This is a genomic window from Bradyrhizobium sp. 137 (genome assembly GCF_023074095.1).
Lineage (GTDB): Bacteria > Pseudomonadota > Alphaproteobacteria > Rhizobiales > Xanthobacteraceae > Bradyrhizobium.
In genome coordinates, this window is the sequence record NZ_JADPKU010000050.1 from 175,761 (window position 1) to 200,529 (window position 24,769).

Sequence of the window (24,769 nt, forward strand, 5' to 3'; positions counted from 1 at the left end):
ATGAACGCCTATGTCGGAACACCAACGTCGCGCGTCGACGGACGGGCCAAGGTCACTGGCGCCGCCAAATATGCCGGCGAGTTCGCAGCAGACCGTCTCCTCCATGGCTTTGTCGTCGAGGCCACCATTCCGCGGGGACGCATCGTTCGCCTCGACAGCAGCGACGCACTGAAGGTGAAGGGTGTGGTCGACGTGCTCACCCACACGCATCGCCCGCCCCTCGCCGACAAGGACGAAGCCTGGAAGGACGAGGTGGCGCCGGAGAAGGGCTCGCCGTTCCGCCCACTCTATGACGACAGGATCAGGTTCAACGGCCAGCCGATCGCGCTGGTCGTGGCGGAGGACTGGGAAACCGCCAAATTCGCCGCAACTCGCATTCGCGTTGAATACGAGCAGGAGGCGTTTGCGACCGATCTCGAATCCGAACGCGGCACGGCTGCCAAAGTGGATCAGCCACACAAGCCGCGCGGCGACGCCGCAGCAGCGCTGACGCGGGCGGCCGTCCGTCACGAAGCGGACTATGTCATTCCGAGCGAGCATCACAACCCGATGGAGCTCTACGCGACAACGGCCGTCTGGGAGGGCAACGGCGGGCTTACAGTCTATGACAAGACCCAAGGCGTCCAGAACGTCCAGAAGTTTCTCTGCGGTGTCTTCAGAAAGAAGCCGGAAGACATCCGCGTGATCTCGCCCTATGTCGGCGGAGCGTTCGGCTCGGGCCTGCGGCCGCAGCACCAGGTGGTCCTGGCAACACTTGGTGCGCTCGCGCTGAAACGATCGGTCCGTGTCGTCCTGACACGACAGCAGATGTACAGCCTGGGCTATCGTCCCATGACCATCGAGCACGTTGCGCTCGGCGCAAAGCCCGACGGCACACTCGATGCCGTTACCCACGAAGCCATCGCCGTCACCTCGCGGTTTGAGGATTTCTCGCGCAACGATACCGGCTGGGGGGAGCAGCTCTACAAGAGTCCCAACAGCCGCCTCTCCCACAAGCTGGTCCACCTCGACCTCGCCACCCCCTGCGATATGCGCGCGCCGGGCGCGGCAACGGGCGTCTGCGCGCTCGAATGCGCCATGGACGAATTGGCCGTCGCGCTCAAGCTCGACCCGATCGAGCTGCGGCTGAAGTGCTACTCGGATCGCGACCAGAGCGGGGACCTCCCCTACACCAGCAAGCAGCTGCGCGAATGCTACGCCAGGGGCGCGGAAGCCTTCGGCTGGGCCCGGCGCAATCCCGCGCCGCGCTCCATGCGCGACGGCAAGGACCTGGTCGGCTGGGGCATGGCGACAGGCGTCTGGGAGGCGCTGCAGATGCCGGTCGCCGTTCGCATCGTTCTGACATCGAACGGCCACGCGGAGGTCTCATGCGCCGCGTCCGACATCGGCACCGGCACCTACACCATTGTGGCGCAGGTGGCGGCCGACGCTCTCGGGCTGCCGATCGAGAACATCAGCGTCAGGCTCGCCGATTCGACCTTGCCGCAAGCGCCCGTCGAGGGCGGCTCCTGGATGGCGGCGTCCAGTGCGCACGCCGTGTTGGGAGCGGCCGAAGACATTCGCCAGGAGCTCGCCCGGCTCGCCAAGGCGATGCCCGGCTCGCCGCTCGCTGACGTCGATGCCGCCACCGTCACTTTGGTCGACGGCATGATCGCCAGCAACGGCAGGAACGGCCCCGCCCTTTCGATTGCGGATGTGATGCGCCACAGCAAGCTCGAGCGGATCGAAAAGGAGAAGCTCAACCAGTTCGCGGAGGACAAGTCGCATGCCCGCAATACGCATTCCGCCGTCTTCGCCGAGGTAAAGGTCGACGAGGAGCTCGGCGTCATCCGCGTTACGCGGGTCGTGAGCGCGGTCGCGGCCGGGCGCATCCTGAACACCAAGACTGGCCGCAGCCAGATCATGGGCGGCGTGGTCTGGGGAATCGGGATGGCGCTGCATGAGGAGACGGTGATGGATCACCGCTTCGGTCGCATCATGAACGCGAACATCGCCGAGTACCACATTCCCGTGAATGCCGACATTCACGATATTGACGTCATTTTCGTCGACGAGCCCGACGACCGGATCAACAAGCTGGGTGTCAAGGGTCTCGGCGAAATCGGCATCGTCGGCGTGCCTGCGGCGATTGCGAACGCCGTCTATCATGCCACCGGCAAGCGCATTCGGCGCTTCCCGATCACGCTGGACAAGCTACTGGAGTGAGCGCCTCGCCGCACCTGTGTTCGACGCCGACGAAACCTGCTTCAACACGTTGTCGCTCGGCGCAGGAGCGACGGCGCCCCGCCTGTCACGGCTCTTCCCGGGCTTCACGACGGAAGATCGGCCGGTCTGACCTGGATGCGGTCGGCATGCAGCGACCAATGGTGCAAGGCTTGATCCTTGCAAAACCTCGCCTTGGCCCGCTCTCTGGCTTCGTCCTCGTCGGAGGCGTCGATCTCGAGCGTGCCCTGGCACACCTCGATCTGCCGGCCATACTGGCCAAGCACGTCCTTCATGAACCTGACGACATAAGTTGACATGGGACCTCCTGCCTGCCCCGGCGGCACTCTAATCCCATTTGCGCGGGATGCGGGAGAGAGATTTTGACGCGGATGAAGGCCGGGACGCGGTTTCTTCGCTCCGTCATTTCCGGGGCGGCTCGAAAGGCCGACCCCGGAAATGACGGGAAGAAAGGGTAGCTGTCCTATCCCGGCGTCACGCCGAACGCCTGCTTGAAGCGCTCGGCATAATGCGGCCAGACCTCCGGATTGATGATGCGCGGCGGACGTTTCCCGTCGAGCGTCTCCAGCACCTGCTCGGCAGCGATGCGGCCCATGTTCTGGCGCGCCTCGATCGTCACGCCCGCCGTATGAGGGCTCGCCAGCACGTTGTCGAGCTGGAGCAGCGGATGCTCCGGCGGCGGCGGTTCCTTGGACCAGACGTCGAGGCCAGCGCCGGCGATGCGCTTGTCGCGCAACGCCTGGAGCAGCGCGTCCTCGTCGTGGATGAAGCCGCGCGCAGTGGTGATGAAATAGGCATGCGGCTGCATCAGCGCGAATTCGCGCACGCTGATCATGTTGCGGCTGCCCTTGTTGAGCGGACAGGAGATCGAGACGAAATCGGCGCGGCGCAGGAGCTCGTCGAGCTCGACCTTCTCCCCGCCCCGCTCAGCCATCACCTCGGCCGACAAATACGGGTCATAGGCCAGCACCTTCATGCCGAGCAGGCCCTTGCACAGCGCGGCAATCCGGCGGCCGACATTGCCGAGCCCGATGATGCCGACAGTCTTGCCCTCGACCTCGTTGCCGACGAGCTCGTTGCGGTTGACGTCGCGCTCGCGGCGCAGCCGGCGGTCCGACTGGATGATGCGCTTGGAGAGCGTCAACATCATCGCCAGCGCATGCTCGGCAACCGAATGGGCGTTGCCGCCGGACTGGTTGACGACCACGACGCCGGCGGCCGTGCAGGCCTCGACGTCGACTGGATCGAAGCCGGCGCCGTTGCTGGAGACGAGCAGCAAATTCGGCGCGCGCTTCAGGAAAGCCGCATCGACATGGAAATGCGGGGCGAGCTCGTCGCGGGCAGCGCCAACCTGGTAGACATGGGCAGCGCCGAGGAGCGGCGCATAGACGTGTTCGGGGCTCCCGTTCTCGATGCGATCGAGCCGGACGTCAGGCCGCGCCTTCAGGATGTCGATATAGATCGGATTGGCCAAGTAATTGGAGTAGACGACACGCTTGCTGTTGACCGACATCAGGACCCTTCCGGCTCTCCAGGGATCAGCAAGGCCAGCGCAGCGCGCGCCCCTCCGTGCTTCCTCCCACTCTTTCGTTGCCCACATATGACATGGCGCTGCCAGCCACGGCAGGCCTTCTGGCGCAGATCACGGTGCCGGCTCGAACAGTTGACAATCCGGCCCGCTGCGTCAAGTTCAGCAGGGCGCCGCGACGGCCGAAGACCAATAAGCATACGACGCGGCTCAAGGGAGAACGCAATGGCGATTGCGGAGCAGCAGACCTCGCCGCAGGCGACGCAGGCGGCCGGTGAAAGAAGCTGGCACGGCATCATCCTGCACACCCTGAAGCGGAACGAGATCAGCCTCGTCCCTTACGTGCCGGATCGCGTGCTGACGCCGCTGATCAGGAACCTGCACGCCGATCCTTTCTTCACCACCTTTGCCACCGCCCGCGAGGAGGAAGCGGTCGGCATTGTCTCGGGCGCCTGGATGGGCGGCCGCCGCGGCGCGGTGTTGATGCAGACTTCGGGTTTTGCGACGCTCGCCAACGTGCTGGCCTCGCTCGCAGTGCCTTACCAGATCCCGCTGATCATGTTCGTGTCCGAGCGCGGCACGCTCGGCGAGTTCAATTACGGCCAGTCGCTGGTCTGCCGCACCATGCGCCCCGTGCTGGATTCGCTGGCGCTGGAGCATCACACCATCACCCGGCTCGATGAACTCGAATTCATCACCGACCGCTCGATCAAGCAGGCCGTCACCACGCAGGCGCCGGTGGCGCTGATCCTCAACCCGCTGCTCACCGGCGGCAAGGTGTTTGACAAGTGAGGCCGACCAAATGAGCTCAAATCTGAGTGCGCGCAACACCAAGGTGATGAACCGTTTCGACGTGACCTCGCGCCTGATCGCGAAGCTCAAGCACGAAGAAGCCGTGATCGGCGGCATCGGCAACACCAATTTCGATCTCTGGGCTGCCGGCCACCGCCCGCAGAACTTCTACATGCTGGGCAGCATGGGCCTTGCCTTCCCCATCGCGCTCGGGGTGGCGCTGGCGCAGCCCGACCGCCGCGTCTTCGCGCTTGAAGGCGACGGCTCGCTGCTGATGCAACTCGGCGCGCTCTCGACGATTGCGGCCCTGAAGCCGAAGAACCTTACGATGATCGTGATGGACAATGGCATCTACCAGATTACCGGCGCACAACCGACACCGGCCGCGCACGTCGCCGACATCGTCGCCATCGCCATCGGCTCCGGCCTCGCCAACAGCGCCTGGGCCGCGGACGAGGAGGATTTCCAGCGGCTGGTCGAGGACGCGATGACCGCTGCCGAGCCGAGCTTGATCGCCGTCCGGATCGACGACAAGCCTGGCGTCGGCACCACTCGCCGCGATCCCGTACAGATCCGGGAACGATTCATGCACGGCCTTGGCGTGCGCGAACCACTTTAACATTTCGTCATTAACTACACGTCGATCTGATAGCGGGACTATACGGCCGGTTGCAAATCTGTGCTAAGCGAGCCGCATGTCCATTTTGGTTCGTTCCTTTGCCTGGCTGCTGGCAGCCGCCGTCACATTCGCAACTCTCGGTCCACCGGGCCTGCGGCCCCATTCCGATTTCGGCCAGGACGGCGAACATGCGCTCGCCTTTGTCCTGGTGGGACTGGCCTTTGGTCTCGCCTATCGGCAGCGGCGCCTGCTGACCGCAACGGCCGCGATCGTGCTGATCGGCGTGCTCGAATTGATGCAATTTTGGGCACCCGGCCGCCATGCGCGGCTGGAGGATTTTCTGGTGGACGCGCTCACGGCCTGCCTCGGCTTTGCGCTCGCGGCCGCCGCCGATTGGGCCATGACCCGGCTTCGCACCAATTCGGTCCTGACGAGCGAAGGCCCCGCGGAGTGATGCTCCGCAGGGCCCGGTTTGTCAGCGGCTAGGTTGCGCAGATCAGTCGATGATCTTGACGACCCGGCGCGTGCGCGGCTCGACGATCACGCGGCGATCGTTCACGACCGCATAGCGATACTCCGTGTAGTTCGGCACCGGACGCAGCACCACGGTCGGCGGCAACGGCTCGCCAACCACGACGCGCTCGCGGATCACCACTGACTCATCGCGCGGAAGTCCGCCTAGAATCGCATTCGGAATTTCCAAACCGGCGCCGACGGCCGCACCGACGGTGCCGCCGACCATCGCGCCGACCGGGCCGCCGATGTCGCCGCCCGCGCGCGCGCCGTCCGCCGCGCCCTGGGCGGTCGTCGACTGAGCAAAGGCTGCACTCGACGCCAGCAGCGAGGCGGCAGCCAACGAAATCGCAAGACGGGTTTTCATGTCCTTAGTCTCCAGTGATTGTCATGCGCCTTCAACCGCGGGGCCGGAGCATTGTTCCGGTTCCGCGGCGGCGAAAGACGCTTCAAGGCTGGAAACCTGTTACCTCGTAACACTTACGCTGCGGCGATTTCGTGCCCCGCCATCAGTTCCAGTGCACGTACCATCGCGGAATGATCCCAGCCCTTGCCGCCATGAGCGGTGCAGGATGAGAACAATTGCTGCGCCACAGCCGTGCTCGGCAGCGAGAGGCCGAGCGTACGCGCGCCTTCGAGCGCGAGGTTGAGATCCTTCTGGTGCAGCTCGATGCGGAAGCCCGGATCGAAATTGCGCTTCACCATGCGCTCGCCATGGACTTCGAGAATCCGCGAGGATGCAAAGCCGCCCATCAGCGCCTGCCGCACCAGCGCAGGGTCGGCGCCGGCCTTCGACGCAAACAACAGCGCCTCGCTCACCGCCTCGATCGTCAGCGCCACGATGATCTGGTTGGCGACTTTCGTCGTTTGCCCGTCGCCATTGGCCCCGACCCTGGTGACGTTCTTGCCCATCTTGTCGAACACCGGCTTCATGCTGTTGAAGGCGCGCTCGGGCCCGCCGACCATGATGGTGAGGCTCGCCGCCTTGGCGCCGACCTCGCCTCCGGACACTGGCGCGTCGAGATAATCGGCGCCGAGTGCCTCGATCTTCTTGGCAAACTCCTTCGTCGCGAGCGGCGAGATCGAGCTCATGTCGACCACGATCTTGCCCTTGGAGATGCCGCTCGCCACACCGTTCTTGCCGAACAACACGGCTTCCACATGCGGCGTATCCGGCACCATGATGATGACCGCGCCCGCCTCCTCCGCGACCTGCTTGCTGGACTTGCAGGCGACGCCGCCGGCGGCGATCAGATCGGGCGCGACCGGTGCGACGTCATGCAGGAGAACCCGATAGCCGGCCGCCAGGAGATGGCCGGCCATTGGCCGTCCCATGGTGCCAAGTCCGATGAACCCGATATTGGTCATGTCTCTAACTTTCTCTCAGTTGCATAAGCGGAATTCATCCGCGTGCTCGGCGCAACCTCTCCCGCTTGCGGGAGAGGTCGGCGCGGAGCGCCGGGTGAAGGGCTTTATCCCCTTGAAGATTTTCTCGGTGCACCTCAACAGTCCCAACGCGGAAACACCCTCTCCCCAACCCTCTCCCGCAAGCGGGAGAGGGAGCGCACTGTCATCGCTGCCGCATCTGGTCCCCGACGCTCACGTCTCAAACGTCTGCGCCGCGTGCCATGAGAGTCCTTCCAGCGTCGTGGTGCGCGGCTTGTATTCGCAGCCGATCCAGCCGCGATAGCCGATCGCGTCGAGGTGGCGGAACAGGAAGGGATAGTTGATCTCGCCGGTGCCGGGCTCATGGCGCCCGGGATTGTCGGCAAGCTGGATGTGCGCAATCTGGGGAAGGTATTCCTGCATGGTGCGGGCGAGATCGCCCTCCATGATCTGCATGTGATAGATGTCGTACTGGATGAACAGGTTGTTCGATCGTACCTCTGAGATCAGCTGCACCGCCTGCTCGGTCCCGTTGAGATGGAAGCCGGGAATGTCGAGCGTGTTGATCGGCTCGATCAGCAGCTTGATGTTCTCCCGCGCCAGCGTCGAGGCGGCAAAGCGCAGATTGCCCACCAGCGTCTCGTTGAGCTCGCGCCGGTCGGCATCGGCAGGCGCGATGCCGACGAGGCAGTTGAGCTGCTCGCAATCGAGCGCCTTGGCGTAGTCGATGGCCCGGAATACGCCGTCGCGAAATTCGGCGGTGCGATCGGGCAGGATCGCGATGCCGCGCTCACCCGCTGCCCAGTTGCCGGCCGGCAGGTTGTGCAGCACCTGCGTCAGGCCGTGGGCCTCGAGCTGCTCGCGCAGCTGCGCCTTATCGAAATCGTAGGGAAAGAGATATTCAACCCCGGAAAATCCCGCCGCCTTCGCAGCGGCGAAGCGGTCGAGGAACGGCATCTCGTTGAAGAGCATGGTGAGGTTGGCGGCGAATTTCGGCATGATGCTGTCCTCCCTATTCGGCCGGCTGAAGCACGCCGGGCCGCGCCGCGTCGACCTCGTCAAGTGGCAGGTCCAGCACCTCCTCGAACTCGACGATGTTGTCGATCTCCGTGCCCATGGCGATGTTCGTGACGCGTTCGAGGATGAACTCCACCACGACGGGCACGCGGTGCTTGGCCATCAATTCGCGCGCCGTCGCGAACGCCGCTTGCGTGTCCTTCGGGTCGGTGACGCGGATCGCCTTGCAGCCGAGACCTTCGGCGACGGCGACATGGTCGACGCCGTAGACGCCGATCTCGGGCGCGTTGATGTTCTCGAAGGAGAGCTGAACGTGATAGTCCATGTCGAAGCCGCGCTGGGCCTGCCGGATCAGGCCGAGATAGGAATTGTTCACGACGACGTGGATGTAGGGCAGATTGAACTGCGCCCCGACCGCAAGCTCCTCGATCAAGAACTGGAAGTCGTAGTCGCCTGACAGCGCGACGATCTCTCGCTCCGGACACGCTGCGCGCACGCCGAGTGCGGCGGGCAGCGTCCAGCCGAGCGGCCCGGCCTGCCCTGCATTGATCCAGTTGCGCGGCTTGTAGACGCCGAGGAATTGCGCGCCGGCGATCTGCGACAGGCCGATCACGGTGACATAAGTGGTATCGCGGCCGAACGCCTTGTTCATCTCTTCATAGACGCGTTGCGGCTTGATCGGCACGTTGTCGAAATGGCTCTTGCGCTGCATCGTTCTCTTGCGATCGCGGCAGGATGCGGGCCACGCCTGGCGCTCGCGGAGCCTGCCTGAACGGCGCCACTCCCTGGCGACGGTGACGAACAATTCGAGGGCGGCCTTCGCGTCCGAGACGATGCCGAGATCGGGATTGAACACGCGCCCGATCTGGGTCGGCTCGATGTCCACGTGAACGAATTTACGACCCTTGGTGTAGGTCTCGACCGAGCCGGTGTGACGATTGGCCCAGCGGTTGCCGATGCCGAGCACGAAATCCGACTCCAGCAGCGTCGCGTTGCCATAGCGGTGGCTGGTTTGAAGCCCGACCATCCCGGCCATCAGCACGTGATCGTCGGGAATCGCGCCCCACCCCATGAGCGTCGGCACGACAGGCACGTTCGCGATTTCGGCGAATTCGACCAGCAGATCCGAGGCATCGGCGTTGATGATGCCGCCGCCGGCGACGATCAACGGCCGCTCGGCGGCATTGAGCATCTCCAGCGCCTTCTCGACCTGCTTGCGCGACGCAGCCGGCTTGTAGACCGGCAGCGGCTCGTAGGTCTCGTCGTCGAACTCGATCTCGGCAAGCTGCACGTCGAGGGGCATGTCGATCAGCACCGGACCCGGCCTTCCCGAGCGCATCACGTGAAACGCCTGGCTGAACACGCGCGGCACCAGCGCCGGCTCGCGCACCGTCACCGCCCATTTGGTCACGGGCTTTGCGATCGACTCGATATCGACGGCCTGAAAGTCCTCCTTGTAGAGCCGCGCCCGGGGCGCCTGTCCGGTGATGCAGAGGATCGGAATGGAATCGGCGATCGCTGAATACAGCCCGGTGATCATGTCGGTGCCGGCCGGTCCCGAAGTGCCGATGCAGACGCCGATATTGCCCGCCTTGGCCCGCGTGTACCCTTCCGCCATGTGCGAAGCGCCCTCGACATGGCGCGCAAGGATGTGGCGGATCGAGCCGCGCTTCTTCAACGCCGAGTAAAGCGGATTGATCGCTGCCCCGGGAACCCCGAAGGCGGTGGAGATGCCTTCCTTCTCCAGAATTCGGACGGCTGCATCGACGGCTCGCATCTTCGCCATATCGGACCTCGCTTGGTTGCGTCAGCGAGCGAGATCATCCGGCGTGCAAGATGCGATCTCAACGAGATCGATTTTATTTTCCACGATGCGGCAGCCGCGGAAAAATAGCGGCAGGCTCAATCGGTTAGATCGAGATGCACGTGAAAGGAGATCACTCGAACAGCGGCGCCAGCTCCATCTGCGGCACGAGAACGATACCCTTGTCGGTGATACGAATTTCCGGAATGACCGATAGCGGAATCAAATTGAAGCCCATGTAGGGGATGGTGCAGCCGGCCTCCGCCCATTCTTTCTTGAGCTCCTTGACCTCTTCGGCCACCTCGGTGACGCGCTTGTCAGAGAGCAAGCCTGCGATCGGCAGCGGAACCAATGCCCTCACCTTGCCATCAGCCACCACACAGACGCCGCCCTGACGCTCCCTGATCGCCGATATCGCCACCTGCATGTCGCCCTCGTTGGTCCCGGCGACGATGATGTTGTGGCTGTCGTGGCCGACGCTGGAGGCCACCGCACCGCGCTTCAAGCCAAAATCCTTCAACAGGCCGTACGCGACGTTGCCCGCGGACTTGCCGTGGCGCTCGACCACCGTGACGAAGCACAGGCCGTAGCGAGCAAACAGCTCCGGCCAGTCATTGGCGGGCTCGACCCTGACCTTCTCGTGAATCAGCGTAATGCCCGGCAGCGCAGTCTTGATGGCATTGACGGTGCAAGCCTTTGCCGGCAGTTCCGGCGTCAGCTTGACCTTCTTGGGCAACTTCACGGTGGCATAAGCGGCCTTCGGATATTGATAGCGCTGTGACAGCGCCTGATCGAGCCTGGAGGTGATCTTGCCGTGCTCGACCACGAGCTCGCCGCCATACCAGGTGCATTGCGGCTTGAGATTGTCATCCATCAGCACGAGATCGGCGCGGCGGCCGCCGCCGAGCCCACCGATATCGCTCTCCATGCCGAAGCGGGTGGCACCATGCAGCGAGCCCATCGACCAAGCCTGCTCCGGCGACATCCCCGCCTTCACGGCTTCCCGTACCACCCAGTCGAGACCGAACAGCAGCAGATCGTCGGCATCCCGGTCGTCGGTGCACACGGCCGTGCGCTTGTGCGACGCCCCGAGCTCGGTGATGGTGCGGATCGCCTGCGGCAGCGAGTGCCAGGGCGTCGTCGGCGGACCACCGCGCAGGAACACCCACACGCCGGCGTCGAGCAGGTCGTCGGCGATGTCGCGGTCGATCGCCTCGTGCGTGTCGGTGACGCCGCTCGCCGCATAGGCCGCGACGAATTCGCGGCCATAGACATGGCCGGACACCGGGCGCCCGCGCTTCAACGCAGCGGCAAGGATCGCATGGCTGCGCTCGTCGCCCATCGTCACCGGGACAAAATCCATCTTCTCGCCGAGCGCCACCGCTTCGGGCCAGCGGTCGAACAGGGCCGCGATCTTGTCCGGTGTGAGGTCGCCGCCCGCGGTTTCCAGCTCCGCGGACGTTGCCGGCACGGTGCTCGGCACCGTCAGGAAGATCGAGAGCGGCGCCTCGCGCGCATCCTCGAGCATCGCCTCGATGCCGGCGACGTCCATGACGTTGCCGATCTCGTGGCTGTCGCAGAAGATCGTGGTGGTGCCGTTGAGCAGCGCGGCCTCCGCGTAGGCGCAGGCCGTCACCATCGAGGATTCGATATGGATGTGCGGATCGACGAGGCCTGGCGCGATGATGCCGCCGGCCGCGTCGTAGCTCGTGACGTCGCTCCACGCCTTCCTGGCTGTTCCGGCCGGCTTCACCGCCGCGATGCGGCCGCCGGTGATCCAGACCTCGCGGCTCGCGTGGACGCGCTCCGAATAGGTCGAGAGCACCCGCGCGCCGGTGATGACCAGATCCGGCGCGGCGCGTGCGGATGCGACGTCGGCGAGGCACCGCGTCATGCTGTGCAGCGGCGCGACGGCAAAACGAGCGAGCTTGGTCATGGGGGCTCTCGCGTGGGAATGGACAGCCCAATGATGGTTGCCCCCGATGGCGGCAGGGGCAACTCAAATAATGCGGCATCCATGCTTACGCATTGGGCAGACGGGCCCCGCCTTCTAAGCTCCGCTAGTCCTCGTTCGCCTTGAAACGCCCGAGCCCCTTCAGCACGAAGGGCGCCAGCAGCGCGATCAGCGCGATGCCGAGCAGGGTCGCCGAGATCGGGCTCTGCAGCAGCGTCATGGGATCGCCGAGGCTGATCGCGAGCGCCCTGCGCAATTGGCTTTCGGCGATCGGGCCGAGGATCAGGCCGACGACCACGGGCGCGATCGGAAAATCGAACCGGCGCATCAGGAAGCCCAGCACGCCGAAGCCGGCCAGCATCGACAACTCGACCACCGACGGCTTTGCGGCGATGGTGCCCATGGTTGCGAACACGAGGATGCCGGCATAGAGCCAGGGCTGCGGGATCGCGAGCAGCCGCACCCACAGGCCGACCAGCGGCAGATTGAGCACCAGCAGCATCGCATTGGCGATGAAAAGACTGGCGATAAGGCCCCACACCAGGTCGGGCCGTTCGGCGAACAGCAGCGGTCCCGGGTTGAGGCCGTATTGCTGGAAACCTGCGAGCATCATCGCGGCCGTCGCCGAGGTCGGCAGCCCGAGCGTGAGCAGCGGCACCAGCGTGCCGGCGGCGGAGGCATTGTTGGCGGCTTCCGGTCCCGCGACGCCTTCGATCGCGCCCTTGCCGAACTCTTCCGGATGTTTCGTCAGCCGCTTCTCGGTCGAATAGGACAGGAAGGTCGGAATCTCCGCACCGCCCGCAGGCAACGCGCCGATCGGGAAGCCGAACATGGTGCCGCGGAGCCACGGCTTCCACGACCGCTTCCAGTCCTCTGTCGTCATCCACAACGAGCCATGCACCGGCTCGAGCTTCTCCTCGGTGTGGTGGCGGCGCGATGCGACGTAGAGCGCCTCGCCCACCGCGAACAGACCGACCGCAAGCGTCGTCACCTCGACGCCGTCGAGCAGCTCGGGGATGCCGAACGCAAGCCGCGCCTGGCCGGTCAGCTTGTCGATGCCGATAAGACCGAGCGTCAGGCCGATGAACAGGCTGGTCAGGCCGCGGATCGGGGAATCGCCGAAGGTCGCCGACACCGTGACAAAGGCGACGCACATCAGCGCGAAATAATCCTCCGGGCCAAAGCGCACGGCGAAATCGACCAGCCACGGCGCGAGGAATGCCAGACCGATCGTGGCGATGGTGCCGGCGACGAAGGAGCCGATTGCGGAGGTCGCAAGCGCCGGCCCGCCGCGGCCGGCCTTGGCCATCTTGTTGCCTTCGAGCGCGGTCGCCATCGAGGCGCTCTCGCCGGGCGTGTTGATGAGGATCGCGGTGGTCGAGCCGCCATACATGCCGCCGTAGTAAATGCCGGCGAACATGATCAGCGAGCCGCCGGGATCGAGCTTGTAGGTGACCGGCAAGAGCAGTGCGACCGTGAGCGCCGGGCCGATACCGGGCAGCACGCCAACGGCGGTGCCGAGGAACACGCCAATCAGCGCATAGAGCAGATTCATCGGCTGGATGGCGACTGCCATGCCATGCGCCAGCGCGGCAAAAGTGTCGATCACAGCAGTCGCTCCAGAGGGCCAGCCGGAAGGCTCAGCGTCAGCAGCCGATCAAATGCGAGATAGATGAGCGTCGACATCACGAGGGCGATAATGGAATCGGCAAGGATGGCACGGCGTCCGAACGCGGCTGACGTCGTGACGAACAGTGCCGACGTCGCCAGGATGAATCCGCCACCGAAGCCAATGATGGCGATCAGCAGCGCAAGGCCGACGAGGATCAGAACCACGGGGACAGGATCGGCACTTTCGCGCGCCGGCAGATTGCCACGTAGCGCGTCGATGAAATTGCCGATCGCCAGCAGCGCAAGCCCGGAGGCGACCACGACGGGCATCGCTTCGGGCCCCATCCCGTACATCCCGGTGGACGGCAGGCCGCGTGCGTCCCAGACCAGCACCGCGGCGAGACCTGCGAGCAGTGCGGCGATGACCAGACCGGCACGATCGACGCGCCGCCGCGAGTGGGCCGGATCGACTGAGGTCATGACTTGACCAGGCCGACCGATTTCAGCACGTCGGTGACGCGCGCCGTCTCCTTTTTCAGGAAGTCGGCGAACGCGTCGCCGCCGAGATAGGCATCCTCCCAGCCCTTCTGCTTGAGGATCTCCTTCCAGGCGTCCGATTTCACCATCTTCTCGACCGCATCGCTCAAAGTCTTGCGCTGCTCCGGCGTGATGCCGGGAGGTGCGACCACCGAACGCCAGTTGGCGATCACGAGGTCGATGCCCTGCTCCTTGAAGGTCGGGATGTCGCTGCCCGCGATGCGCTTCTCCGAGGTTACGCCGATCGCACGCAGCTTGCCGGACTTGATCTGCCCTTCATATTCACTCAGCCCCGAAATGCCCGCAGTGACCTTGCCGCCGAGAATCGCCGCCAGCGACTCGCCGCCCCCGGAGAATGGGATGTAATTGATCTTCTTCGCGTCGGCCCCGACGGCGCCGGCGAACAGCGCCGCCATCACGTGGTCGACGCCGCCGGCCGAGCCGCCGGCGAAGGTCACCTTGGCGATATCGGCCTTCACCGCGGCGGCGAGATCCTGCGCATTCTTGATCGGCGAATTGGCGGGCACCACGATCACCTGGATTTCCTCGGTGAGGCGCGCGATCGGCGTCACCTGCTCGAGCGTGACGGGCGACTTGTTCATGGCGAGGGCGCCCACCATGACGAAGCCGTTGACCATCATCTGGTTGCCGTCGCCCTTGGCCCCGTTGACGAACTGGGCGATGCCGACGCTACCGCCGGCGCCGGGAACGTTGGTGACCTGCACGCTGCGCGCGACGCCCGAGGCCACCAGCGCCTGCTGCATCGAGCGCGCAGTCTGGTCCCAGCCGCCGCCCGGCGCCGCCGGCGCCATCAGCTTGAGCTCGAGCTGCTGGGCAAAAGCCGGATTGGCTGCCGCGAGGATCAACGCGACGGCTGCGCCGATAACGCGCGCGGGAAATTGAAACATGGGGGCATCTCCAGGCTCATGCGGACGTTTGCCGCATTGTGTCGTTTGGTCGCATATCAGCCAAAACGGCCGATGCTGTCCAGTGACATCACCCCGGGGTCCTGGTTAGCGAGGCATCGGGATGACCCCGCCGAGCGCTGCCGTCAGTTCGGCGGCGACATCTCGCACGATTTGTCCGATTTCCGGCAACCTCTGGTCGGTCAGCCGGCTGGTCATGCCGGAGACCGAAATCGCCGCGAGCGGCTCGGCGCAGTCATTGTAGACGACCGCGGCGACACAGCGCAGACCCATGCAGGCCTCTTCATCGTCGAGCGCGTAGCCCTGCTTGCGGATCTTTTCGAGCTCTTTGAACAGGTCGCTCGGCCGCACGATTGACTTTTCGGTCAGGCGGGGCATGCCGTGGTGGCGGATGACGGCGCCGACGTCCTCGTCGGAATAGGTCGCGAGCACCGCCTTGCCGACACCGGAAGTCACCATGGGGACACGGCCTCCGACCTGGGTCAGCGATCGCATGATCTCGCGGCTCTCCATGCGGGTTAGGACGATGATGAACTCGTCGTCGACGACGGCGAGATTGGCGGTCTCGCGGGTGAGATCGCGCAGCTTGCGCAAGTAAGGGATCGCCTGCGTGGAGAAATTGCGCCGCCGCGCGAAGCTCGCGCCGACTGTGAAGCTGCGCACGCCGACATGCCATTTGGATTCGGCGCGGTCGAACTGCACGAAGCGTCGGCTTTCCAGCGTCGCCAGCAGGCGGTGCACGGTGGAGGCCGACAGGCCGGTGCGGACGGCGAGATCGCTGAGGCGATAGCCTTCATCGTCCTCGGCGAGGGTCTCAAGGATCGATAGTGCGCGGTCGACGGACTGCACGCCGCCGTCGCGCACCTCGTGGTCGGCCTCTGCGGTCGACCTGGGCTCGAGCGATTTGCGCCGGATCACGTTCTTGCTCATCGCGACCTGCCGCTCATGCGTCCGTCATTCCGGGATGGTGCGCCGGGACTGCGCGCAGCGCGGGCCTGGCGTACCAGACCCGGAACCTCGAGATCCCGGGTCTGACCCTCCGGGCCGCGCTTGCGCGGTCCCGTCGCGTCGCCCCGGGATGACAGATAACGCTTAGAGCAGCCCTGCCCCGCGCGCCCATTTGTACTTGGCGCCCAGCACCTCGACCGGCAGCTCGGTCGAATAGGCGTAGGCCGGGATGCCGTTCTGGTAGAGATATTCGGCGGCTTCCTCGACCTCGACGTCGCCGGCGAGCGAGGCGACCATCGGCTTCACGAAACCCTTGGCCTCCATCTCCTTCTTCACCTCGACCATGTTGCGGGCGAACACCATCGGCGGGGTGACGATGGTGTGCCAGTAGCCGAGGATCAGCGCATGGATGCGCTCATCCGACAGGCCGAGCTTGACCGTGTTGACGTAGGTGATCGGCGGCTCGCCGCCGGTGATATCCACAGGGTTTCCGGCCGCGCCGAACGGCGGGATGAACTTGCGGAACGCCGCATCGAGGTCCGGCGGCATCGACATCAGCGACAGTCCGTTGTCGACGCAGGAGTCCGACAGCAGCACGCCCGAGCCGCCGGCACCGGTGATGATCAGTACGTTCTCGCCCTTCGGCGTCGGCAGCACGGGTACGCCGCGGGCGAATTCGAGCAACTGGCGCAGGGACCGCGCGCGGATCACGCCGGATTGCTTGAACACGTCCTCGTAGATCCGGTCGTTACCGGCGAGCGCGCCGGTGTGCGAGGACGCCGCCTTCGCGCCTGCCGAGGTGCGGCCGGCCTTGAGCACGACGACCGGCTTCTTCTTGGAGACGCGTTTTGCCGCTTCCGCGAAGGCGCGGCCGTCCTTGAGGTCTTCGCAGTGCTGCGCGATCAAATTGGTGTTCGGATCCTGCTCGAAGAAGGCGAGCAGATCGTCCTCGTCGATGTCCGACTTGTTGCCGAGGCCGACGATCGCCGACACGCCCATCTTGGCCGAGCGAGAGAAGCCGATGATGGCCATGCCGATGCCGCCCGACTGCGACGACAGCGCCGCGTGACCCTTGACGTCATAAGCCGTGCAGAAGGTCGCGCAGAGATTGGCCGGGGTATAGTAGAAGCCGTAGATGTTCGGCCCCATCAGGCGAATGTCGTACTTCTTGCCGACCTCGACGATCTCGGCCTGGAGCTCGGGCGCGCCGGCCTCCGCAAAGCCCGACGGGATCAGCACCGCGCCCGGGATTTTCTTCTCTCCGCATTCGGTCAGCGCCGCCGCCACGAACTTCGCGGGGATCGCGAACACCGCGACGTCGATCACGCCGGGCACGTCCTTGACGCTCTTATAGGCTTTGTAGCCCAGGATCTCGGCAGCCTTGGGATGGATCGGATAGATCTCACCCTTGTAGCCGCCGTTGATGAGATTCTTCATCACGGAGTTGCCGATCTTGCCGTCTTCGGCGGAGGCGCCGACCACCGCGACCGCCTTCGGCTGCATGATGCGGTTCATCGCCGCGACGATCTCTTCGGTCGGGCGCGGCTTCGGCTTGGGAACGTAGGCGAAGTCGACGACGATACGGACGTCGGCGGCGGTTGCGCCCTTCGCCGTCGCGAACACCGGGTTGAGGTCGAGCTCGACGATCTCAGGGAAGTCGGTGACGAGCTGCGAGACCTTGACGATGACGTCGGCGAGCGCCGTGCGGTTCACCGGCTCGCCGCCGCGCACGCCCTTTAGGATCTCATGCGCCTGGATGCCGTCGAGCATCGAGAGCGCGTCTTCCTTGGTCGCAGGTGCGAGGCGGAAGGTGATGTCCTTCAAGACTTCGACCAGCACGCCGCCGAGGCCGAAGGCGACCAGCTTGCCGAACGAACCGTCGGTGATCGAGCCGACGATGACTTCGGTGCCGCCGGCCAGCATCTGCTGCACCTGGATGCCCTCGATCTTGGCATCGGACTTGTATTTCTTGGCGTTGGAAAGAATGGTCTCGTAGGCCTTTTCGGCTTCCTCGGCCGTCTTGAGGCCGACGATGACGCCGCCGGCTTCGGTCTTGTGGAGAATGTCCGGCGAGACGATCTTCATCACGACGGGGAAGCCCATTGCGGACGCCATCTTGCCGGCTTCGCCCGCCGACTTGGCCACGTCCTCCTTCGGCACCGGAATGCCGTAGGCGTCACAGACCAGCTTGCCTTCCGGCGCCGTCAGGCTGGTGCGGTTGTCCGCCTTGACCTGGTCAAGCACCTTGCGGACGGCATCTTTGGAATTGGACATGTGGCTTCTCCCTTGACCTTAGTTCGTTCTTTGCAAAGCGCGCGCGTGGTTAGCGGCTGCCGGTGATGCGTGCCATTCGCCGCGCTCTGTTCCAGGGCGGAACGGAGTGGCATAAGCCCAAGACTACTCCGCCGGCTTGGATCAAAAATGGCTGGCGATGGCATTTGGTATGCCAGAAGCCAACTTGTCAAGCCAGTGCACCCCTTAGAACGCCGCAAAAAATCGCCGGCTTGACATTCTGGCATGTGGTATGCCAAAAACTTTCCCGTTAATATTCCTGTAAAAGACGACTCCCACCTGGAGGAGATTCGTCGTGTCACTACGGAAACCAACCAAGGCGTTGCCGAATATGGCCGAGGCAGACATCGCAATCGTTCGCATTGCCCCGGAGAGCAGCTTCAAGAACAAGGCGTATGACGCCTTGAAGGAAGCCATCCTCAAGATGGACATCTACTCGACGCCCGAGCCGGTGATGCTCGACGAGCGCGCGCTGTCCGAACGGCTGGGCGTCAGCCGCACGCCGATCCGCGAAGCGATCGCGATGCTCGAGCAGGACGGATTCGTGAAGACGGTGCCGCGCCGCGGCATCATGGTGGTGCGCAGGACCAAGACCGAGATCGTCGACATGATCCGCGCCTGGGCAGCGCTGGAAAGCATGGCCGCCCGCCTCATCACCACCACCGCGCGCAAGAAGGACATCACGGCGCTGCGCGACTTCTTCAAGGACTTTGGCAAGGACCGCCTGCCCGAGGATCATGTCGAGGAATATTCGCGCGCCAACATCGCCTTCCACCAGGCGCTGATCTCGCTGTCGGAATCACCCGTGCTGGTCGATCTCACCAACGACCTGCTGCTGCACGTGCGCGGCTATCGCCAGTTGACCATCGGACGCAAGGACCGCACCGCGACGTCGCTGCCCGAGCATCTCGGCATCATCGAAGCGCTGGAAGCGCGCGACACCGAGCTCGCCGAGAAGCGCGCCCGCGACCACACCCTTGGCCTTGCCGCTTACGTCGAAGCGCACGGCCAGGAACTATTCACGTAGCTCTTTACCTAGCAAACGTTCACCAGAAGGGCGAAGCACTCGCCCCACTACGAGAGATCAGGGAGACAAGGCCCATGCTGAACACCGCGACCAAGTCCGAAGCACCGGGCACCGAGCAGGAACTGACGGATGGCTTCCATCTCGTCATCGACGCGCTCAAGCTGAACGGCATCAACACCATCTATAATGTGCCGGGTATCCCGATCACGGATTTGGGCCGCATGGCGCAGGCCGCCGGTATTCGCGTGATCTCCTTCCGTCACGAGCAGAACGCCGGCTACGCCGCAGGCATCGCCGGCTATCTTACCAAGAAGCCCGGCGTGTGCCTCACGGTCTCCGCGCCCGGCTTCCTCAACGGTCTCACTGCGCTCGCGCATGCCACCACCAATTGCTATCCGATGATCCTGATCTCGGGCTCCTCCGAGCGCGAGATCGTCGACCTCCAGCAGGGCGACTACGAGGAAATGGACCAGCTCGCGATCGCAAAGCCGCTGTGCAAGGCGGCCTACCGCGTGCTGCACGCCCAGGACATCGGCATCGGCTTTGCCCGCGCCATCCGCGCCGCAGTCTCCGGCCGTCCCGGCGGTGTCTATCTCGATCTGCCGGCAAAGCTGTTCGGCCAGGTGATGAACGCCGATGCCGGCCAGAAGTCGCTGGTCAAGGTGATTGACGCTGCACCCGCACAGATCCCCTCGCCCGCTTCGGTGAAGCGCGCGCTCGATGTGCTCAAGAGCGCCAAGCGCCCGCTCATCATCCTCGGCAAGGGCGCGGCCTACGCGCAGGCCGATGAGGAGATCAAGAGCTTCGTCGAGAAGAGCGGCGTGCCGTTCCTGCCGATGAGCATGGCCAAGGGCCTCCTCCCCGACACGCATCCGCAATGCGCCGGCGCCGCCCGTTCGACGGTGCTGAAAGAGTCCGACGTCGTCATGCTGATCGGCGCGCGGCTGAACTGGCTGCTGTCGCACGGCAAGGGCAAGAGCTGGGGCGAAGCGCCGAAGAAGTTCATCCAGGTCGACATCGAGCCGAAGGAGATGGATTCCAACGTCGAGATCGTCGCGCCCGTGGTCGGCGACATCGGCTCGGTCGTCTCCGCCTTCAACCAGGCGATGGGCTCAAGCTGGACCGCCCCGCCCGCCGAATGGACCAAGGCGATTACGTCCAAGCGCGAGGAGAACGTCGCCAAGATGGCGCCGAAGCTCATGAACAACAAGTCGCCGATGGATTATCACGGCGCACTCGGCGTGCTGAAGAACGTGATCAAGGAGCACCCCGAGGCGATCCTCGTCAATGAAGGCGCCAACACGCTCGACCTCGCGCGCGGCGTCATCGACATGTATCGCCCGCGCAAGCGTCTCGACGTCGGCACCTGGGGCGTGATGGGCATCGGCATGGGCCAGGCGATCGCGGCCGCACTCGAGACCGGTCACCCCGTACTCGCAGTGGAAGGCGACAGCGCGTTCGGCTTCTCCGGCATGGAGGTCGAGACCATCTGCCGCTACAATCTTCCGATCTGCGTCGTCATCTTCAACAATGACGGCATCTATCGCGGCACCGACGTCAACGGCGCCAACTCCGATCCCGCGACGACGGTGTTCGTCAAGGGCGCTCGCTACGACAAGATGATGGAAGCTTTCGGCGGCGTCGGCGTGAATGCCACCTCGCCCGACGAGCTCAAGGGCGCAGTCAATGAGGCGATGGAGTCCGGCAAGCCGACGCTCATCAACGCGGTGATCGATCCGGCCGCGGGGTCGGAGAGCGGCCGCATCGGCAACCTCAATCCGCAGAGTGTTCTGCAGAAGAAGAAGTAACTCCGGGTCATTCCCCGCGCAGGCGGGGAATCCAGTATTCGCCGGACCATCCATTGTGGCGAGCACTGAGCCCAACCGAAACGATCGCGAATACTGGATGCCCGCCTTCGCGGGCATGACGGAAACAGAGTGGTAACAGGAGCAACACGATGACCAAAGCGCTCGAGGGCGTTCGCATTCTCGACTTCACCCACGTCCAGTCCGGACCGACCTGCACGCAGCTGCTCGCCTGGTTCGGCGCCGACGTGATCAAGGTGGAGCGTCCGGGCGTGGGTGATATCACCCGCGGCCAGCTACAGGACATCCCGAACGTGGACAGCCTGTATTTCACCATGCTCAATCACAACAAGCGCTCGATCACGCTCGACACCAAGAACCCCAAGGGCAAGGAAGTCCTGACCGAGCTGATCAAGAAGTGCGACGTGCTGGTGGAAAACTTCGGCCCCGGCGTGCTCGATCGCATGGGCTTCCCCTGGGAGAAGATCCAGCAGATCAACCCCAAGATGATCGTCGCCTCGATCAAGGGCTTTGGCCCTGGCCCGTACGAAGACTGCAAGGTCTATGAGAACGTCGCGCAGTGCACCGGGGGCGCCGCCTCCACCACCGGCTTCCGCGACGGCCTGCCGCTCGTCACCGGCGCACAGATCGGCGATTCCGGCACCGGCCTGCATCTGGCGCTCGGCATCGTCACCGCGCTCTATCAGCGCACCCACACCGGCAAGGGCCAGCGCGTCACCGCAGCGATGCAGGACGGCGTGCTCAACCTCTGCCGCGTCAAGCTGCGCGATCAGCAGCGCCTCGCCCACGGCCCGCTCAAGGAATACAGCCAGTTCGGCGAAGGCATTCCGTTCGGCGACGCCGTGCCGCGCGCCGGCAACGATTCCGGCGGCGGCCAGCCCGGCCGCATCCTGAAGTGCAAGGGCTGGGAGACCGATCCCAACGCCTACATCTACTTCATCACGCAAGCCCCGGTCTGGGAGAAGATCTGCGACGTGATCGGCGAGCCGACCTGGAAGACCGATCCGAACTACGCCAAGCCGGCTGCCCGCCTACCGCGCCTCAACGAGATCTTCGCCCGCATCGAGCAGTGGACGATGACCAAGACCAAGTTCGAGGCGATGGAAATCCTCAACAAGGACGACATTCCCTGCGGCCCGATCCTGTCGATGAAGGAAATCGCCGAGGATCAGTCGCTGCGCGCGACCGGCACCGTGGTCGAGGTCGATCACCCCACCCGCGGCAAATACATCTCGGTCGGCAACCCGATCAAGCTGTCGGATAGCCCGGCGGAAGTGACCCGCTCGCCCTTGCTCGGCGAGCACACCGACGAGATCCTGCGCTCGGTGCTCGGCTTCAGCGACCACCAGGTCGCCGATATCCACAAGTCCGGCGCACTCGATCCGCCGCAGAAGCAGGCCGCGGAGTAAGCGGAAAGCAGTTCGCCGCGAGACAAAGGGCCGCCCGTCGAGGCGGCCCTTTTTGCATGAGAATGCCTGCCGTCACGGGGCATCAACGTAAAAAGTCGAAAAACAACCCCATGCACAGTAGCTAACTCCTTGGTCGAAAAGGGATTGCTGATTTTGCGAAACTTTCTTTGACCCGTCGGGCAAAACAGGAGTATTATGCCATGGTCCAAAGCTACGGAGGCAAGCTCGGCTAAGAGCTTGCACCCTTCACCCGCCCTTCGCCCTCGTCTGAAACCAAACTGCGAGTGTCCAGGACGACTTCGCCGAGCAGTTGCAGCGTCTTGGCTTTGAATCCGCGGAATGTTCGGCCAAACCAACGTTGAATTCAGATTGGTCATCGAGGAACCGATACGGTGACCCACGGTTATTATCCTGACCGGTGCGCTCTCAGAAGTGCGGGCGCGCCTCCTTCACGGCGAGTGACTGAGCGCCTCGCAAGAGATCTGTTCAACGCTGAAGACTTGGCCGCCTTTCTCGTCCGGAGGGTGTCTATCCTTGTCAGCGTGGGCGCCGGAGGCGTGGCATTCAGCTATCGTCCGGACCACGCTCGTTGATCAAATCGAGGTCGAAATGTTGAAAGATCAATCCTCTGATCGCGCCAAGCGCGAAGCCAACAAGGCGTTCAAGCCTGTCAAAGCCCAAAAGCCGATGAATGACTATGCGAAGGACCAGCAATCCTTCAACGAGAATCGCGAGCGATTGAAAGCGGAGCGATTGGCCCGCGAGGCCAAGCCCAAGAGCCACTCCGAATAGCAGCGTTGTGGACCAGTTCCGGATCGCACTGGGCGAGCTGCATCGAAATGGACGCCCGACGCCGGCCTAGAGCAAGATCCGGACCCGAAGCGCCGCGTTAGCGCGAGTGTGAAGCGGCTTTCCGAAAAGATCACGGTCAAACAATGACCTAGGCACGATGGCGTTTCATCCCGATCTCATCGCACTTTAGAGCATCGAGAGCACGACGACCCCGTCCTCGAGCTCCCCCGAAGCGAGCCGCGTTCGCGCGATGCGCTCGAATTCCGTCCGGTATTTCTGAAGATAGCTGAAGGCCTGCTTCTGCGTCTGAAACGTGGTGGCCAGTCGGCACATCTGCCGGCCCGCGCCGAGCGCGAGAAAGAAAGTGATGGTGCCACCGCCGTCCGATTTAATTCTAGGCACGACCCGCATCCTTTGCATGTGACCGGCCCTCCGGATGCCGTCGGCAGTATGGAGCCGACTATCGCCGCAGCTTCTTGTTGCGCTTGGCCGTTACAGGCGCCGGCAACGATGCTTGAAGGGTTGCGTCGGCGACTTCCTTGGCTTCGCGCAGCTCTCGAAGCCGCGCCATGTTCTTGCGAACGTCCACGGCCTGCTTTTCGGCGTCCGCCATGGCGCGCGCGCCTTCTTCAGCGGCCAAACGCTGGCGATTGGAGCGTGCGACGGCTTCAGGCGACGGTTCAGCCGATCTCTTGGCGCTCATTGTTCACCTGCTCGACAACGGACAAAACCCGCTCAATCGGGGGATCGAGCGGGTAGCGTGGCCGTTTCAGTACATCCGTGAAACGGCGCCAGGGCCTTTATGCCAGCGAGAGATTTTCTGCGCTGACCTTGCCCCGCATCTTGTCGGTCTTGAGCTCGAAGTTGACCTTTTGGCCCTCAGCGAGACCCGCAAGACCAGCCCGCTCGACCGCGCTGATGTGAACGAACACATCATTGCCGCCGTCGTTAGGCTGAATGAATCCAAAGCCCTTTTGGCCGTTGAACCACTTCACAGTACCTGTCGTCATGTTCTTCTCCAAAGCGCACACGCGCACATTCCGCGTGAACGTCACGCAGAAAGAATTCATTTCGTCGATGTCTCTGGAAAAGGAGCCCGCAGGCGCATTCAACAAGGCACAGCGGCTGAACGAACAGCCTCAACATATACCTCATCATCATCAATTGCAAGGCTTGGCGGAATTTAATGCGCGCATGAGATCGGCGGACGTTTTCGGCTTTGAAGATTGACGCCGTACGGTGTCCGCGGCGAAGTGAGCTACGCCATTCGCAAGCGTCGATCTGACGCTAGCAGGCTCAATTGGCCGAGAGTGTCAACGGATGGCCGCTATCGAACGCCCACCGCGCGCTGCCGGCAAGCTGTTCACCGAAGAACTTCACCACGTCTGCCTCTCCCGCGGCCTGCGCTGGCGAACCGAGACAAACGAGAACGACGGTGACAGCCCAAAGCGTGCGCAAAGGAAGCCCTAGCACTACTTTGGCAGATTGTCGGATTCCTCTGAATTTTTAGGATTCCCGAATCGATTTTTCAATGATTCATGGGTGGTCGGCTCTTGGAGGGCTGA

General features: G+C 64.0%; 24 protein-coding genes. 9 read left to right on the plus strand and 15 right to left on the minus strand.

Going from position 1 to position 24,769, the window contains the following annotated elements; translation table 11 throughout:
• Positions 1 to 2,205, plus strand: coding sequence for a xanthine dehydrogenase family protein molybdopterin-binding subunit (locus tag IVA78_RS13110; RefSeq protein ID WP_247278245.1), 2,205 nt, complete (start codon positions 1 to 3; stop codon positions 2,203 to 2,205).
• A 104-nt stretch (positions 2,206 to 2,309) separates the two neighbouring features.
• On the opposite strand, the gene IVA78_RS13115 is transcribed toward IVA78_RS13110, so the two are convergent.
• Positions 2,310 to 2,522, minus strand: coding sequence for a hypothetical protein (locus IVA78_RS13115; RefSeq protein ID WP_247415403.1), 213 nt, complete (start codon positions 2,520 to 2,522; stop codon positions 2,310 to 2,312).
• A 164-nt stretch (positions 2,523 to 2,686) separates the two neighbouring features.
• Positions 2,687 to 3,736, minus strand: a complete 1,050-nt coding sequence (locus IVA78_RS13120; protein WP_247415405.1) for a hydroxyacid dehydrogenase — start codon at positions 3,734 to 3,736, stop codon at positions 2,687 to 2,689.
• Positions 3,737 to 3,976: 240 nt separating this feature from the next.
• Here IVA78_RS13120 and IVA78_RS13125 point away from each other — a divergent pair, with 240 nt between their 5' ends.
• From IVA78_RS13125 to IVA78_RS13135, 3 genes are all read left to right on the plus strand, one after another.
• Positions 3,977 to 4,543 (plus strand): thiamine pyrophosphate-binding protein, encoded by a 567-nt coding sequence (locus IVA78_RS13125; protein WP_247278248.1) that lies wholly within the window; start codon positions 3,977 to 3,979, stop codon positions 4,541 to 4,543.
• Positions 4,544 to 4,553: 10 nt separating this feature from the next.
• Entirely contained in the window at positions 4,554 to 5,162 is a 609-nt protein-coding gene (locus tag IVA78_RS13130) for a thiamine pyrophosphate-dependent enzyme (protein WP_247278249.1), read from the plus strand.
• A gap of 76 nt (positions 5,163 to 5,238) precedes the next feature.
• Entirely contained in the window at positions 5,239 to 5,616 is a 378-nt protein-coding gene (locus tag IVA78_RS13135) for a VanZ family protein (RefSeq protein ID WP_247278250.1), read from the plus strand.
• Between the two features lie 42 nt (positions 5,617 to 5,658).
• On the opposite strand, the gene IVA78_RS13140 is transcribed toward IVA78_RS13135, so the two are convergent.
• From IVA78_RS13140 to IVA78_RS13185, 10 genes are all read right to left on the minus strand, one after another.
• On the minus strand, positions 5,659 to 6,042 hold the full coding sequence (locus IVA78_RS13140; protein WP_247278251.1) for a DUF1236 domain-containing protein: 384 nt from the start codon (positions 6,040 to 6,042) through the stop codon (positions 5,659 to 5,661).
• Positions 6,043 to 6,155: 113 nt separating this feature from the next.
• Positions 6,156 to 7,043: a 2-hydroxy-3-oxopropionate reductase gene (locus tag IVA78_RS13145; RefSeq protein ID WP_247465519.1), complete on the minus strand. Its 888-nt coding sequence runs from the start codon at positions 7,041 to 7,043 to the stop codon at positions 6,156 to 6,158.
• A gap of 231 nt (positions 7,044 to 7,274) precedes the next feature.
• On the minus strand, positions 7,275 to 8,060 hold the full coding sequence (hyi, locus tag IVA78_RS13150) for a hydroxypyruvate isomerase (RefSeq protein ID WP_247278253.1): 786 nt from the start codon (positions 8,058 to 8,060) through the stop codon (positions 7,275 to 7,277).
• Positions 8,061 to 8,073: 13 nt separating this feature from the next.
• Positions 8,074 to 9,864, minus strand: coding sequence for a glyoxylate carboligase (gene gcl / locus IVA78_RS13155; protein ID WP_247278254.1), 1,791 nt, complete (start codon positions 9,862 to 9,864; stop codon positions 8,074 to 8,076).
• A 151-nt stretch (positions 9,865 to 10,015) separates the two neighbouring features.
• Positions 10,016 to 11,818: an adenine deaminase C-terminal domain-containing protein gene (locus tag IVA78_RS13160; RefSeq protein ID WP_247465522.1), complete on the minus strand. Its 1,803-nt coding sequence runs from the start codon at positions 11,816 to 11,818 to the stop codon at positions 10,016 to 10,018.
• A gap of 124 nt (positions 11,819 to 11,942) precedes the next feature.
• Positions 11,943 to 13,412 carry a tripartite tricarboxylate transporter permease gene (locus IVA78_RS13165; protein WP_247278274.1) on the minus strand — a complete coding sequence of 490 codons (1,470 nt, stop codon included), beginning with the start codon at positions 13,410 to 13,412 and terminating at the stop codon, positions 11,943 to 11,945.
• Positions 13,413 to 13,441: 29 nt separating this feature from the next.
• Positions 13,442 to 13,927, minus strand: a complete 486-nt coding sequence (locus tag IVA78_RS13170; protein WP_247278256.1) for a tripartite tricarboxylate transporter TctB family protein — start codon at positions 13,925 to 13,927, stop codon at positions 13,442 to 13,444.
• Positions 13,924 to 14,892, minus strand: a complete 969-nt coding sequence (locus IVA78_RS13175) for a tripartite tricarboxylate transporter substrate binding protein (RefSeq protein WP_247278257.1) — start codon at positions 14,890 to 14,892, stop codon at positions 13,924 to 13,926. Before IVA78_RS13175 ends, IVA78_RS13170 begins: the two co-directional genes overlap by 4 nt.
• Positions 14,893 to 14,997: 105 nt before the next feature.
• A complete protein-coding gene (locus IVA78_RS13180) occupies positions 14,998 to 15,840 on the minus strand; it encodes an IclR family transcriptional regulator (RefSeq protein ID WP_247278258.1) in 843 nt (280 codons plus the stop codon).
• A gap of 162 nt (positions 15,841 to 16,002) precedes the next feature.
• A complete protein-coding gene (locus tag IVA78_RS13185) occupies positions 16,003 to 18,132 on the minus strand; it encodes an acetate--CoA ligase family protein (RefSeq protein ID WP_247415418.1) in 2,130 nt (709 codons plus the stop codon).
• Between the two features lie 349 nt (positions 18,133 to 18,481).
• Here IVA78_RS13185 and IVA78_RS13190 point away from each other — a divergent pair, with 349 nt between their 5' ends.
• The 4 genes from IVA78_RS13190 to IVA78_RS13205 all read left to right on the plus strand — a co-directional run bounded on the left by IVA78_RS13190 (position 18,482) and on the right by IVA78_RS13205 (position 23,204).
• Complete coding sequence (locus IVA78_RS13190; RefSeq protein ID WP_247278275.1) at positions 18,482 to 19,177, plus strand: GntR family transcriptional regulator; 696 nt, start codon at positions 18,482 to 18,484, stop codon at positions 19,175 to 19,177.
• Positions 19,178 to 19,251: 74 nt separating this feature from the next.
• On the plus strand, positions 19,252 to 20,985 hold the full coding sequence (gene oxc / locus IVA78_RS13195; protein ID WP_247465525.1) for an oxalyl-CoA decarboxylase: 1,734 nt from the start codon (positions 19,252 to 19,254) through the stop codon (positions 20,983 to 20,985).
• A gap of 149 nt (positions 20,986 to 21,134) precedes the next feature.
• Entirely contained in the window at positions 21,135 to 22,412 is a 1,278-nt protein-coding gene (gene frc, locus IVA78_RS13200; RefSeq protein ID WP_247278261.1) for a formyl-CoA transferase, read from the plus strand.
• A 609-nt stretch (positions 22,413 to 23,021) separates the two neighbouring features.
• Positions 23,022 to 23,204 carry a hypothetical protein gene (locus IVA78_RS13205; RefSeq protein ID WP_247278276.1) on the plus strand — a complete coding sequence of 61 codons (183 nt, stop codon included), beginning with the start codon at positions 23,022 to 23,024 and terminating at the stop codon, positions 23,202 to 23,204.
• A 186-nt stretch (positions 23,205 to 23,390) separates the two neighbouring features.
• On the opposite strand, the gene IVA78_RS13210 is transcribed toward IVA78_RS13205, so the two are convergent.
• The 3 genes from IVA78_RS13210 to IVA78_RS13220 all read right to left on the minus strand — a co-directional run bounded on the left by IVA78_RS13210 (position 23,391) and on the right by IVA78_RS13220 (position 24,214).
• Complete coding sequence (locus tag IVA78_RS13210) at positions 23,391 to 23,615, minus strand: hypothetical protein (RefSeq protein WP_247278277.1); 225 nt, start codon at positions 23,613 to 23,615, stop codon at positions 23,391 to 23,393.
• Between the two features lie 49 nt (positions 23,616 to 23,664).
• The gene (locus IVA78_RS13215) at positions 23,665 to 23,907 is read right to left on the minus strand and encodes a transcriptional regulator (RefSeq protein ID WP_247278262.1); all 243 of its coding nucleotides are present in this window, start codon (positions 23,905 to 23,907) and stop codon (positions 23,665 to 23,667) included.
• Positions 23,908 to 24,004: 97 nt separating this feature from the next.
• Positions 24,005 to 24,214: a cold-shock protein gene (locus tag IVA78_RS13220; RefSeq protein WP_007593324.1), complete on the minus strand. Its 210-nt coding sequence runs from the start codon at positions 24,212 to 24,214 to the stop codon at positions 24,005 to 24,007.
• Between IVA78_RS13220 and IVA78_RS13225 the strand changes: the two genes are divergently transcribed.
• The gene (locus tag IVA78_RS13225) at positions 24,213 to 24,434 is read left to right on the plus strand and encodes a hypothetical protein (RefSeq protein ID WP_247278263.1); all 222 of its coding nucleotides are present in this window, start codon (positions 24,213 to 24,215) and stop codon (positions 24,432 to 24,434) included. The genes IVA78_RS13220 and IVA78_RS13225 overlap by 2 nt on opposite strands.
• The last annotated feature ends 335 nt before the right edge of the window (positions 24,435 to 24,769 follow it).